This window comes from Fictibacillus arsenicus (assembly GCF_001999465.1).
GTDB classification, from domain to species: Bacteria; Bacillota; Bacilli; order Bacillales; family Fictibacillaceae; genus Fictibacillus; species Fictibacillus arsenicus.
The window spans coordinates 119,232-132,214 of sequence record NZ_MQMF01000001.1; the positions used below are offsets into that span (position 1 = coordinate 119,232).

13 protein-coding genes are annotated in these 12,983 nt (G+C 39.3%); 2 read left to right on the plus strand and 11 right to left on the minus strand.

The genetic code is table 11. The annotated features are described in order from the left end of the window. Positions 1 to 7: 7 nt before the first annotated feature. From tgt to nadB, 11 genes are all read right to left on the minus strand, one after another. On the minus strand, positions 8 to 1,150 hold the full coding sequence (tgt, locus tag UN64_RS00605; protein ID WP_077359182.1) for a tRNA guanosine(34) transglycosylase Tgt: 1,143 nt from the start codon (positions 1,148 to 1,150) through the stop codon (positions 8 to 10). Between the two features lie 16 nt (positions 1,151 to 1,166). After that, positions 1,167 to 2,195: a tRNA preQ1(34) S-adenosylmethionine ribosyltransferase-isomerase QueA gene (gene queA, locus UN64_RS00610; RefSeq protein WP_077359183.1), complete on the minus strand. Its 1,029-nt coding sequence runs from the start codon at positions 2,193 to 2,195 to the stop codon at positions 1,167 to 1,169. Between the two features lie 18 nt (positions 2,196 to 2,213). After that, entirely contained in the window at positions 2,214 to 2,405 is a 192-nt protein-coding gene (locus tag UN64_RS00615; RefSeq protein ID WP_077359184.1) for a DUF2905 domain-containing protein, read from the minus strand. Then, positions 2,402 to 3,403: a Holliday junction branch migration DNA helicase RuvB gene (ruvB, locus tag UN64_RS00620; RefSeq protein ID WP_077359185.1), complete on the minus strand. Its 1,002-nt coding sequence runs from the start codon at positions 3,401 to 3,403 to the stop codon at positions 2,402 to 2,404. Before ruvB ends, UN64_RS00615 begins: the two co-directional genes overlap by 4 nt. A 14-nt stretch (positions 3,404 to 3,417) precedes the next feature. After that, positions 3,418 to 4,011: a Holliday junction branch migration protein RuvA gene (ruvA, locus tag UN64_RS00625; protein WP_077359186.1), complete on the minus strand. Its 594-nt coding sequence runs from the start codon at positions 4,009 to 4,011 to the stop codon at positions 3,418 to 3,420. 122 nt (positions 4,012 to 4,133) lie between these two features. Further along, positions 4,134 to 4,721, minus strand: coding sequence for a YhcN/YlaJ family sporulation lipoprotein (locus tag UN64_RS00630; RefSeq protein WP_077359187.1), 588 nt, complete (start codon positions 4,719 to 4,721; stop codon positions 4,134 to 4,136). Positions 4,722 to 4,793: 72 nt separating this feature from the next. After that, entirely contained in the window at positions 4,794 to 5,780 is a 987-nt protein-coding gene (locus UN64_RS00635; protein WP_171978764.1) for a phosphotransferase, read from the minus strand. After that, positions 5,773 to 7,455: a LysM peptidoglycan-binding domain-containing protein gene (locus tag UN64_RS00640; protein WP_171978765.1), complete on the minus strand. Its 1,683-nt coding sequence runs from the start codon at positions 7,453 to 7,455 to the stop codon at positions 5,773 to 5,775. The genes UN64_RS00635 and UN64_RS00640 overlap by 8 nt, the downstream gene beginning before the upstream one ends. A gap of 140 nt (positions 7,456 to 7,595) precedes the next feature. Next, the gene (nadA, locus tag UN64_RS00645) at positions 7,596 to 8,696 is read right to left on the minus strand and encodes a quinolinate synthase NadA (RefSeq protein ID WP_077359190.1); all 1,101 of its coding nucleotides are present in this window, start codon (positions 8,694 to 8,696) and stop codon (positions 7,596 to 7,598) included. Further along, positions 8,693 to 9,532, minus strand: coding sequence for a carboxylating nicotinate-nucleotide diphosphorylase (gene nadC / locus UN64_RS00650; RefSeq protein ID WP_077359191.1), 840 nt, complete (start codon positions 9,530 to 9,532; stop codon positions 8,693 to 8,695). The genes nadA and nadC overlap by 4 nt, the downstream gene beginning before the upstream one ends. Next, the gene (gene nadB, locus UN64_RS00655) at positions 9,486 to 11,069 is read right to left on the minus strand and encodes an L-aspartate oxidase (protein WP_077359192.1); all 1,584 of its coding nucleotides are present in this window, start codon (positions 11,067 to 11,069) and stop codon (positions 9,486 to 9,488) included. Before nadB ends, nadC begins: the two co-directional genes overlap by 47 nt. A 95-nt stretch (positions 11,070 to 11,164) precedes the next feature. On the opposite strand from nadB, the gene UN64_RS00660 reads away from it, so the two are divergent. Both UN64_RS00660 and UN64_RS00665 read left to right on the plus strand, forming a co-directional pair. After that, on the plus strand, positions 11,165 to 12,316 hold the full coding sequence (locus tag UN64_RS00660) for an IscS subfamily cysteine desulfurase (RefSeq protein ID WP_077359193.1): 1,152 nt from the start codon (positions 11,165 to 11,167) through the stop codon (positions 12,314 to 12,316). Further along, a complete protein-coding gene (locus tag UN64_RS00665; RefSeq protein ID WP_171978816.1) occupies positions 12,307 to 12,843 on the plus strand; it encodes a transcription repressor NadR in 537 nt (178 codons plus the stop codon). The genes UN64_RS00660 and UN64_RS00665 overlap by 10 nt, the downstream gene beginning before the upstream one ends. Positions 12,844 to 12,983 lie beyond the last annotated feature (140 nt).

Consider the following 12,983-nt stretch of genomic DNA (forward strand, 5'->3'; position numbering starts at 1 on the left):
CTATTGGTTAAAAATTACGAGCATTCGGTTTGTTAAACCCATACATTTCAAAAAATTCATTTCTAAAATCAAGAAGTCTGTCTTCCATGATCGCTTGTCTGACTTGCTTCATTAAGTTTACCAAAAAATAAAGATTATGGTAACTTGTTAATCTAAAACCAAAAGTTTCGTTTGCTTTCACAAGGTGACGAATATATGCTCTGGAATAAGTACGGCATACGTGACAGTCACAATTTTCATCGATCGGACGGAAATCACGGGCATATTTTGCATTTCGCACGACAAGCCTTCCTTCACTTGTCATACATGTTCCATTTCTCGCAATACGTGTTGGCAGTACACAATCAAACATGTCTATCCCTCTAATAGCTCCGTCGATTAATGAGTCTGGAGATCCAACACCCATCAAGTAGCGAGGCTTGTTTTCAGGTAAATGAGGCGTTGTGAAATCCAAAACGCGATTCATCACATCTTTCGGTTCCCCAACAGACAAACCTCCAACTGCATAACCAGGAAAATCTAATGAAACAAGATCACGAGCACTCTGTTTTCGAAGTTCTTCATATTCCCCACCTTGTACGATGCCGAATAACGCTTGATCCTGTGGACGGGCATGTCCTTTTAAACAGCGTTCTGCCCATCGGCTTGTCCGTTCTACTGAAGCTTTCATATACTCATATTCTGCTGGGTAAGGAGGGCATTCATCGAAAGCCATCATTATATCAGAACCTAAAGCATTTTGAATTTCCATAGCACCCTCAGGACTTAGGAATAGCTTCTCACCGCTAAGGTGGTTTCTAAAATGAACGCCTTCTTCTTTTATTTCTCTTAGATCACTTAATGAAAAGACTTGAAAGCCTCCAGAATCGGTAAGAATAGGACGGTCCCAGTTCATAAAAGTATGCAGGCCGCCGGCTTCTTTAACAATATCATGGCCTGGTCTTAGCCATAGATGATACGTATTGCTCAAGATAATTTCAGCACCTAGTTCTTTTAGCTCTTCGGGACTCATTGTTTTTACAGTAGCTAACGTGCCAACAGGCATAAAGATAGGAGTTTCAAACGAGCCATGAGGTGTATGAACTTTTCCGAGTCTTGCACCTGACTGTTTGCATGTTTTAATTAATTCATAGGTTACAGCTGGTTTCATTTAAAGATTATCCCCCTTAAAGTATAAGCATCGCATCACCGAAACTGAAAAAACGATACTTTTCTTCAACGGCTTCTTTGTATGCTTCCATAACAAACTCTTTACTTGCAAAAGCACTTACCAGCATAATTAAAGTCGATTTGGGCAAGTGGAAATTCGTAATCAATCCATCAATAGCTTTGAATTCATATCCTGGATAAATAAATATATCAGTCCATCCAGAGTCCTCTTCAAACTTTCCATCAAATTTATTTGCAACAGTCTCTAAAGTGCGTGTACTTGTAGTCCCAACCGTAATAATTCTTCCGCCTGATTCACGTACTTGATTTAACAGTTCAGCTGTCCCTTTAGTTATTTGATAAAATTCTGCATGCATATCATGCTCAAAAATATCTTCAACACTAACAGGCCTGAATGTCCCAAGACCTACGTGCAGCGTAATAAAAGTAACGTGAACGCCAGAAGCTTTAATTTCTTCAATCATCTCTTCAGTAAAATGCAAACCTGCAGTAGGGGCTGCAGCAGATCCTTGATGAACAGCATACACGGTCTGATAACGATCTTTTTCTTCAAGCTGTTCCTTAATATAAGGAGGCAGCGGCATCTGACCGAGGTCATCTAAAAGTTCATAAAAAATTCCCGAATAAATAAATTTAAGATTTCTTCCACCATGATCACTTTCGCCTACACAAACCGCTTTCAATCTTCCGTCCCCAAACGTGATTTCTGTACCAGGTTTTACCCTTTTAGCTGGTTTAACCAGCGTTTCCCAAGTATCCTGACCTTCTTCTTTTAAAAGCAGAATTTCAACTTTAGCTCCCGTATCCGCCTTTTGGCCAAATAATCTGGCTGGAAGGACTCGTGTATCATTTAATACGAGGCAGTCTCCCTTTTTTAAATAGTTCTTCAAATCGTAAAAATGTTCATGTTCTATACTTTTATTTTCTTTATCTAAAACCATCAGCCTTGATGAAGTTCTGTTCTCTAGCGGTGTTTGAGCAATCAGTTCCTCTGGCAGAAGAAAATCAAAATCATTTACTTTCATTGATATAATTCCTGCTTTCTATTTAAATCGTCCAATAATCATAAAGATAAGGGAAAGTACAACGCTAATGATAATAGAGGTCATTATAGGGAAATAAACCGTCGTGTTTCCTTTTTTCCACACCATGTCTCCAGGGAGTTTCCCAATAAACGTACCTATTAATCCTATAATAATCAGAACAATCCCTGCAATAATAAAAAGCCGGTTCATTCAGTGTACGCCTCCAGTCCAAAGTATTGATAGGCCTGTTCGGTTACCATTCTCCCTCTAGGAGTCCGCTGCAAAAAACCAATCTGCAGAAGATATGGTTCATAAACATCTTCAATCGTCATGGATTCCTCACCGATCGTTGCAGATATGGTTTCAAGGCCTACAGGACCACCTTTGTAAGTATGAATGATCCCTAGTAATAATTTATGGTCAATATGATCTAAACCTAAACGGTCAACCTGAAGCAGCTCAAGTGCTTTTTGGCAAATCGGCAGTGAAATCATATCTTTGCCCTCGACTTGAACAAAATCCCGCACTCTTCTTAAAAGCCTATTTGCAATCCTTGGTGTTCCTCTCGATCTTCTAGCTATTTCTTCAGCTGAGAGATCATCAACTTTTATTCCAAACACATCACCGGTACGTCTCACGATTTCAGAAAGTTCATCTGGTTTGTAATACTCCAGTCTTGCCATCACTCCAAAACGATCTCGAAGCGGCGCAGATAATGAACCAGCTCTCGTAGTTGCACCTATAAGAGTAAATGGAGGCAGATCCAAACGAACTGATCTGGCAACTTCACCTTTTCCAATCACAATGTCTAAACAAAAATCTTCCATCGCAGAATACAATATCTCTTCTATCGCACGAGAAAGTCTATGGATCTCATCAATAAAGAGGACGTCACCCGGTTCAAGAGATGTCAGTATGGCAGCCAGGTCTCCAGGACGCTCGATAGCGGGACCGCTTGTTGTACGAAGATTAACTTCCATTTCATTTGCGATAATTGAAGCAAGTGTCGTCTTTCCAAGACCAGGAGGACCATAAAGGAGCACATGGTCCAGCGGCTCATTCCTCAGTCTGGCAGCTTTAATAAATACTTTAAGGTTATCCTTAACTGATGATTGACCGATGTATTCATCCAGAGCCTCCGGACGCAGACTTAGTTCCATGACCGCTTCATCCTTGCGTTCTTCTGAAGAAACTATTCTCTCTTCCATCCATCCTCACGTCCTTATGCATTCATTAACTTTTTTAAAGCTGCTTTTACGTACTCATTGGCAGACATTTTTTCTTTCTTTAACTCCGGTAAAACCTTTTGAATCTCTTTTCTTCCGTAACCTAGAACAGTAAGAGCTTCAATCGCTTCATCGAGTTCGTCACCTGTAGTCTCAACTTCTGCAAAAAGACCTTCCGTTATATCAGCATCAGCAAATATTGACAGCTTGCCTTTCAAATCTAGTATCATTTGGCGAGCTGTCTTTTTGCCAACACCAGGAAACTTAGTTAAAAACTTTTCATCTTCATGTTCAATCGCATTTACAACTTGTTCCGGCTGTCCAAATGCCACAATCGCTAAAGCGCCTTTTGGACCGATTCCAGAAACATTTAAAAGTTTTAAAAACAGATCCCGTTCTTTTCTATTTTTAAACCCATATAAAGCAAGTACATCTTCTCTGACATAATGATACGTGTAAACACTTTTTTGTTCGTTCATTTTATATATAAATGGGTTTGGACAAATTATTTTATATCCGATACCGTTATTATTTATGACAATGTATTCCGCTGTTATGTATTCTACATTTCCTGTAATGCTTTCTATCAACTTTTTCTCCCCTTAAACTCTTTACCCGAGCGTATGTTTCTATTTCTTATTGTAACATAGCACACCCCCTAATTCCTTATCAATGAACAAAAAAAGAGAACAGCGAACTGTTCCCTTAATATTTAACGATTATTCTCGAAAGGACGTTTTATCGCATTCCCAAGGTTGCTTCCAGCATCTACGATGTCTCCCATGATTCCGCGTACATCAGTTTCTACTTCCGTGTAGGCACGGCCATCACGCAGGTCATTATCGACATTCTCAATACGATCAACAATCTTTTGATCTGAAACAACTTTTACATCACGATCTGGTGTCATCTTTGCTGTGGTTTCCCTGACTTTTTTCGTCAGTTCTTCCTTTTTGTTTTCCTTCGTGTCTACTCCTACAATGACGTTGTTATCCTCAAGAATAACGTGAGCATCGTCTACTCCACGAATGTCATTCACCTTATTGGCGATACGTTCAGCAAGAGCACCATCATAATCCTCGTGATAGGTTGTGGTATGATCTTTTGTATCTCGATCTGCCATATCAGAAATGAATCCACTGCCTCGGTCAAGATCACCGCGATTATCACCCTCATTAGAATAATATCCAATTGGGCGAACATCATTGTCATTCCTGTCCTGAGATTCATTTACACCGTTACAGCCCACAAGACCTCCAGCGAGGATAGTAAAAGCGAGCGTTTTCGCTATTGTTTTCAATGGAAAAACCTCCTTTCACCTATTAGGGTGGCATGAGGAGGCATAAAATAATCTGTTAAATGTAGGATGAAATCAATTTATCTTTTTTAGTATCCTATCTACAAATTTTTTTCTGTGCGAAAAATCACGCAGCGTAAACTTTTCGACACCTTCAATCATCTCTTGATCTCCGGATTTCAGTGCACGGTTCCACTCTCTATATAAATCCGTTGGGAAGACCAAGCAAATAACGAACCACTTTTTATTAAACCATTTCAAATAATCCTGATTGCCCATCTCTTCCATTTTTGAATAAGACCAATACCAAAAAGGAAGTATTCGATTTGCATATTGAAGCCAGTCGTAGGCTTGGGGAACAGCTGCAAAAAGGTCAAAATCGATTAGATATGCTTCTTTTGACTTTTCTTTATTCAAAACAAAATTGTGAGGTGCAACATCACCATGGGTGATTTCCCTTCTTTTATATGCTTTTTTTTCTAGGGATTCAACTGCAGAGTGATCAAAGTGATCCAGACACCATTTTCCCCACATGAGGATATCTGATATCAAAGGCTGCATCTCTTTGCTCCATCTAGCTTTTTTAGCATGATATTTAAATGCATCATACCGTTCACTCCATTTTTTATAGAGTGAATAAGTTGAAAGACTGTTGTATACATCGTACGGAAGATTTTTTGAAAAGGAATGAAATCTGCTTATAGCGTCCATTCCAGCAATAACGTCTTTCTGATTGCCAAAATGAAGACCATCACCTTTGTAAAAAGGCATGATTGCCCAAAAGTATTCTCCAAATCCTATATACCGTTTATCGTTTGGAAAAACGGTATAAGTACCCATAATTTTCGGTTTCTGGCCTTTATATAATTTTGAGATCTTTAATTGTTTTCTGCATGTTTCTTCTCGGCGAAATCCTTTTAAAACATACTTTCCTTCTAATGTTTTTATCCATATTACATTATCACGAAAAAAGCCAAAATCAATAATATCGAGACCGACCTCTTTCATTTTTTTTAAAAAAAGACGATCTCCATGGAAACCGTCTCTATTATCCCTATTCATTTTCTTCCAATTCCTCTGCATCACCTTGTTCAGATTCACGGAATTGTGCTTCAGAATAAGGGTTTGGCATATTACCTAAATCTTGACCTTGTGGCATCATACCCATTTGAGGCATTCCACCGTATTGAGGAATTCCTATCTGACCTAATTGAGGCATACTTGGCATCATACCCATTGGCGATCCGCCATTCTGTTGCGGCATCATACCCATCTGACCCATTTGTGACGTCCCTGGCATCATACCCATCTGACCCATTTGTGACGTCCCTGGCATCATACTCATCTGACCCATTTGCGGCATTCCTGGCATCATACTCATCTGACCCATTTGCGGCATTCCTGGCATCATACCCATCTGACCCATCTGTGGCATTCCTGACATCATACCCATCTGACCCATTTGAGGCATTCCTGACATCATACCCATCTGACCCATTTGAGGCATTCCTGGCATCATACCCATTTGGCCCATTTGCGGCATTCCTGGCATCATACTCATTTGGCCCATTTGCGGCATTTCTGGCATCATACCCATTTGACCCATTTGTGACATATCACCGCCTGGCATACCCATTGGCTGCATGCCCATCGGCATACCTTGCTGAGATTGCGGCCCACCAGGGGTATATTCACCAGCTGGCATTAAATCCATATCTGTGTCAGGAAATTCACCAAACGGCATTCCGCCCTGCTGCATCCCAGTACCTTCCTGACCACCTTGAGGGTATCCACCGCCATATAATTGCGGCATTCCGCTAAACCCTTGCGGAGGCATCATCCCATAGCCTTGTGGAATAGGTGAATATGTTTGAGGTTTAGGAAACATCGGCGGCATTGAACCATACATATTTTGCATCATCCCTGAAGATTCTTCCATCAAAAATGGATGTTTATTCGGTTGATAGCTGTCTTTCCCGGAAGGATATAAACCATGTTTACCTGAAACATTCGGCTGTTTTGCTATGTTTGGTAGATTAGCCATATTGGGCTGACTAACCATATTGGGCTGGTTAGCCATATTAGGCTGGTTTGCTATATTAGGCTGGTTTGCCATATTAGGCTGGTTTGCTGCATTAGGGTAGCCCATAGGAACATAATGACCAAGGTTTGAGGATTCCATCATTCCTGCAAAATCTTTATCATGCAAAGGCGCCATTGGTGCTTTCATTGGAGCAGTATAGGTATCTTTTTTCATTGGAACATCTTTATGTTCCATCTTTGGTGATGGTTTCATCGGTGATGGCTTCAACGGTGATGGCTTCATTTCTTTTTTTGCCGGTGCCGGTTTCATGGGCGCTGGCTTCATTGGTGCGGGCTTCATTTCTTTCTTTGGTGCAGGCTTCATCGGTGCAGGCTTCATCGGCGCTGGCTTCATTGGCGCCGGTTTCATTTCTTGCTTTGGTGGTGCAGGTTTCATTGGTGCGGGCTTTGGTTTTTCCTGAACAGGTGCAACCGGTGCCTCTTGAACAGGAGCCACAGGTTTAGGCTGTTCCTTTATAGGTGCTTCTTTTTTTACTCCCGGCATTTTTATAGGGATCTTAATCTTTTCCCCCCGTTCGATTACATCCGTTCTAGAAAATCCAGGATTTGCTTTTCTTAGTTCATTCACAGGAACATCATATTTTTCAGCTATTTTGTCAAGTGTGTCCCCTTTTTGCACAATGTGAATTCTCACGCTGCAAAACTCCCTCCTGCCAAATTTCCTTACAGTATATGAACATTTGGGCATATTGCTACATCTTAATGAAGTGTCAATATTTATTCCTTTATCAATTTATGCCTTTTAAAAGGAGGATATGACAGGAGGTAAGTCCATTACATCATGCGGTTTAACGCGATTATTGCATACTTTTTTGTTTCCTCATCTACAGAGATAATATTTTGCGGTTTTCCTTCAATGATGTTTTCTAATGACCATAACAAATGCGCCAGATCAATTCGATTCATCGTCAGACATGGACAAAGATTTGGATTAAGCGATACAATTTCCTTATCAGTGAATTGTGCTGCCAGACGATTAACTAGATTCATTTCAGTCCCCACCGCCCATCTCGTCCCTGGGCTTGCATTTTTAATCGTTTCAATAATGTAATGAGTGGAACCATTGTAGTCACTTGCTCTTACAACTTCATGAGTACATTCTGGATGTACAATGATTTTAAAGTCTGAATGATTCTGTCTAAATTCATGAATTTGTTCGACTGTAAACTTTTCATGGACTGAACAATGCCCTTTCCATAAAATCACTTTAACATCTTCCAGATCAGAACCTTCATAGATTAATTTATTTTGGATGGGATCCCAAACAGCCATGTCTTGAAGTTTAATACCAAGGTCAAACGCTGTATTTCGTCCCAAGTGCTGATCAGGTAAGAAGAGAAGTCTCTCCTTTTGTTGAAATGCCCATCTAACCATAGATTTAGCATTTGAAGAAGTAACTGTAGCCCCTCCATTTTTACCGCAAAACGCTTTAATGTCAGCAGTTGAATTGACATAAGTTAAAGGAAGAATGGTATCGCCAAATAATTTATTTAATTCTATCCAAGCTCTTTCTGTTTGATGAATATCAGCCATATCAGCCATTGAACATCCTGCTTTCAGATCAGGAAGTATGACTGTTTGATTAGGGTGACTTAACATATCAGCTGTTTCTGCCATAAAATGAACACCGCAAAATACAATATAATCAGCTTTACTGTTTTCTGCAGAAATTTTAGCGAGTTGCAGAGAATCACCTGTAACATCAGCAAATTGAACGACTTCATCTTTTTGATAATGATGGGCTGGTAAAAATAATTTATCTTTTAATTGATCCTTAATTTCACGAATCCTCATCTCCATTTCGGATGAAGTCATGTGGGAGTAATGATTTGGTATGGCTGCAGCAGTCTTAATAAATGTTTCTAGAATAGTCATGCTTTTACGGCTCCTTTAACATTTAAGCTAATATCAAGCGCTTTGTTTGAGTGTGTGAGAAAACCTAAAGATATATATTGAACCCCAGTCCGGGAGTATGCATCTATTGCATCAAGATCAATACCACCTGAAGCTTCTGTTACAATTCCATGTGGTACATATTTTAGTCTTTGAGTGATTTCTTCAGGTGTACAGTTGTCGAACATTATGATGTCTGCACCTGCGGAAACTGCTTCTAACACCTGCTCCTCTGTTTCTGTTTCCACTTCAATTTTTATTGTGTGGCCTAATTTTTCACGAGCTGTCTCTACCGCTTCTTGGATAGATGAAAATCCTGCAAGATGATTATCCTTTAACATAACCGTGTCATACAATCCAAATCGATGATTATATCCGCCGCCGCAGCGTACAGCATATTTTTCAAGCATCCTTAATCCTGGAGTTGTCTTTCTTGTATCACATATGCGCGTTCTTCCGTTTGCAATTGAAACTGCTTGTGCCGTGACTGTTGCAATTCCAGAAAGCCGCTGTATTAAATTTAATAATACTCTCTCACCAGTCAAGATACTTTTTCTATTGCCTCTGATTTCTGCCAAAATCATTCCTTGTTCAATATAATCACCGTCTTTTATATATAGCTTTGTTCCGATTTTTGAATCAATTAATTCATAACCAAGAATCAAAACTTGATACCCAGCAAATATTCCACTCTCTTTTGCTATTATGGAAGCTGTGATCTCTGTTTCATCATTAAAAAGATCTGCTGATAAGTCACCAGTCCCAACGTCTTCAATTAAGAATTCCTGCAGCTGCTTTTTTAGCAATAAATGATTCATCACGCAGTACACTCCTTATTATCTTTTTTTGTTCCCACTCTTTTAGAGCGAAGGGAAAATCTCTTCGAAAATGACTGCCTCTGCTTTCCTTTCGTTTTAGGCAGCTTGTTACCGTTAACCAAGCCATTGTCTGCATATTAAATCTTTTGATTAATGCTATAGGCTGATCAAGGAGAGCAGGATTGAAATTCCCTAGCTGGAATTTATTTTCAGCCTTTTTCAGACCCTCTTCATCCCTGCAAATTCCGGCATATTTATCCATTATTTCTTGTATGTCGTTTATTTCAAGAAGTGCATCATTTGAATAGTTACCAGCTGAATAGGATTCTTGTATTAATGAAAAGGAGAATGACAGTATCCTTTCATTCTTTTCAGAAAGAATATATTGAGCTGTTTGTTTAGCAAAAACTGCACCTTCCAGTAAAGAATTGCTCGCAAGTCTGTTCGCTCCATGAACACCTGTGTTTGCACATTCTCCAACAGCATACAAACCCTCTAAAGATGTTCTTCCAAAAAGGTCAGTTTTAATTCCTCCCATCGTAAAATGGGCTCCTGGAGTTACCGGGATTAAACCGGCATCTAAAGATATTCCAGCATTTCCACATAAAATTGTTACACCGGGAAATTTATTTTCAAAATCAGATACATCTTTTATATTCAAAAAAACAGATCCTCTCTGATTATGAATCTCATCAAAAATTCTTCTCGAAACAATATCTCTTGGTGCTAAGTCCTTCAACGGATGTTCCCCATCCATAATAGGAGAGCCATTTGAGTTAACAAGAACCCCACCTTCACCTCTTACAGCTTCAGTAATCAACCCGCTTATTTTTTCACTTTTTAATAATGTAGGATGAAATTGAACAAATTCTAAGTCTGCAAGTTCAGCACCAGCCCGGTAAGCCATACATATTGCACTTCCGTCAGATCCATTTGCATTTGATGTTGCAGAATAGATTCCTGCATATCCACCTCCGGCTAAAATGGTATGTGTGGATTTGTATAAAGTGACACAGCCGTCGTTATCTTTACAATAAACGCCATAACACATTCCGTTTGCTGCAAGCAATTCAACCGCATATTGTCCTGTTTCAATTCTCACTTTGTCACTTATACGACGAATTAAGGCTTCCATGATTTTCTTGCCTGTCTGATCACCGCCTGCGTGTACAATACGATTGCGGTGATGGCCGCCTTCTTTTCCTAACAGAAACTGTCCATTCAAGTTACGGTCAAACGGAACTCCCCAACAGGAAAGAGAATCTATAACCTTGCTTCCTTCTTTCACAAGAAACTCCGTCATTTCAGGGTCGTTATGAAAATGCCCGGCCTGAAGGGTATCCATATAATGTTCTTGCCATGTATCGTTCTTATCAATAACAGCTGAAATTCCGCCTTGAGCCAAATATGAATTTGAATGCTTAATATCGAACTTTGTGATAACGATCACATTCTTTTTCATACTTAAATATTCAGCAGCTATTAAACCGGCTATGCCACCTCCGATTATTATTACTTCAGCTTCAACTATATCCATCAGTAAACACCTCGACTTTACATCTGTCTTGACACCTATATTTACATAGAATTAAACTTGTTACAAGAATTTTATTATTTAATGAGGTGAACGCCTTGATATATTTGGATTATGCAGCTACGACACCTATGTCAGAAAATGCTATTGAAGCTTTTATTCATACATCAAGAAACTACTTTGAAAATACAGAGAGTTTGCACGATGGAGGACTACGCGCGAAAGAACTGTTAGAACATGCTCGAACTGCTTTTGCAAAGGTTTCTGGCAAAGAGTCAAACGGCATTTATTTTACGGGGGGAGGCTCGGATGGGAACTTTTTAGCTATCACATCTTTAGCTTTTGGTGCACAACAAAATGGAAGACACATCATTACATCAAATGTGGAGCATCCATCTGTCGATTACGCTCTCAAGTTTTTAGAGGACCAAGGGTTTGCAGTTACTCGAATTCCTTTAGATTCCTCAGGTACGATCAGCATTGAACGCATAAAGAAAAACCTGAGACCTGACACTATATTAGCTACAATACAGCATGTAAACAGTGAAACGGGCATCATACAAGATTTAAAATCTATGAGTGATTTTTTTAAAAGAAACAATATCTTCTTTCACAGTGACTGTGTTCAGTCTTTTGCAAAAGTAGACATGGACTATTTTCATTCCATAAACATAGATTCCTTTACTGTTTCAGCACACAAAATCCATGGTCCAAAAGGGACAGGAGCTGTATATATATCACCAACTATTCACATATCACCACTTCTTGCAGGGGTCACACATGAACGCGGGTTTAGACCTGGAACAGTTGATCTGCCATCTATCGTTTCTTTTGTGACGGCTGCTGAAGAATCTATAAATAACCAATCATCACATTATGTTCATGTAGCAAAAATGCGAAAACTGTTTATTTCGCTTATACTAAATAACAAAGATGTTATTTTAGAAGGAAGTAAGGCCGGTTCGCCATATATAATTCCATTTAGAGTTAGCGGAATAGAGGGACAAATCGTTATGCAGGAACTAAGCAGGCGAAAGATTGCTGTTTCTACAGGATCCGCCTGCAAGAATGGACTGCAATCCCCTTCTAAAACCTTACTTGCTCTTGGCAGGACTGATAGCGAGGCCCATGGTCTTGTAAGAGTTTCGTTAAGTCACCTTACTACTTCAGAAGATATTTATAGGCTCTGCAAAGCGCTAAATGAGATAACGAATCAATTTTTATCAGTTAGAGAGGTTGCATTAAAATGAATAAATCAGAAAAATTAAAAGGCGATGATCGAAGAACAAAGCTTATGAACTGGCTAAAGGAAACTTCAGAGCCCTTGAGCGGTTCATCACTTGCAGCAAAGACGAATGTAAGCAGACAAGTGATTGTACAGGATATGTCTCTCTTAAAAGCAAGCGGTGAACCTATTATGGCAACTGCTCAAGGTTATATTTACATGAAACCTGATAAGGGCAATTCTTTCTCTTGTGTTGTCGCATCTGTCCATTCTCCCGAAGAAACCATTGAAGAATTGTATACAATTGTAGATCATGGAGTAACGGTTGAAGATGTAACTGTTGACCACCCTGTTTACGGCGATATTAAAGCATCGCTTAAGCTGTCAAATCGTAACGATGTAGAGGATTTAATGAATCGACTAAAGGAAACCAATGCTCCTCTTCTAAGTGAGCTTACTGATGGAATACACATGCACACCCTATCTGCAGATTCTAAAGAAAAGCTAGATAAAGCATGTTTTGCATTGCGCAAAAAAGGATACTTATTATAAAGCAAAACAAACAGAAACGAGGCTGACTAAAAAGTATAAAAACTTTTTAGTCAGCCTCGTTTTATTTAAACCTATTTAGATAACGTACATCGTTATAAAACAGTAGGTTATCTAATAAACTCGATTAAATAACGAAATTT

Excerpts from the sequence above, each read along its gene's own strand:
- tgt (WP_077359182.1), bottom strand. The coding sequence starts at position 1,150 with ATGAAACCAGCTGTAACCTATGAATTAATTAAAACATGCAAACAGTCA.
- queA (WP_077359183.1), bottom strand. The coding sequence starts at position 2,195 with ATGAAAGTAAATGATTTTGATTTTCTTCTGCCAGAGGAACTGATTGCT.
- UN64_RS00615 (WP_077359184.1), bottom strand. The coding sequence starts at position 2,405 with ATGAACCGGCTTTTTATTATTGCAGGGATTGTTCTGATTATTATAGGA.
- ruvB (WP_077359185.1), bottom strand. The coding sequence starts at position 3,403 with ATGGAAGAGAGAATAGTTTCTTCAGAAGAACGCAAGGATGAAGCGGTC.
- UN64_RS00635 (WP_171978764.1), bottom strand. The coding sequence starts at position 5,780 with ATGAATAGGGATAATAGAGACGGTTTCCATGGAGATCGTCTTTTTTTA.
- nadA (WP_077359190.1), bottom strand. The coding sequence starts at position 8,696 with ATGACTATTCTAGAAACATTTATTAAGACTGCTGCAGCCATACCAAAT.
- nadC (WP_077359191.1), bottom strand. The coding sequence starts at position 9,532 with ATGAATCATTTATTGCTAAAAAAGCAGCTGCAGGAATTCTTAATTGAA.
- nadB (WP_077359192.1), bottom strand. The coding sequence starts at position 11,069 with ATGGATATAGTTGAAGCTGAAGTAATAATAATCGGAGGTGGCATAGCC.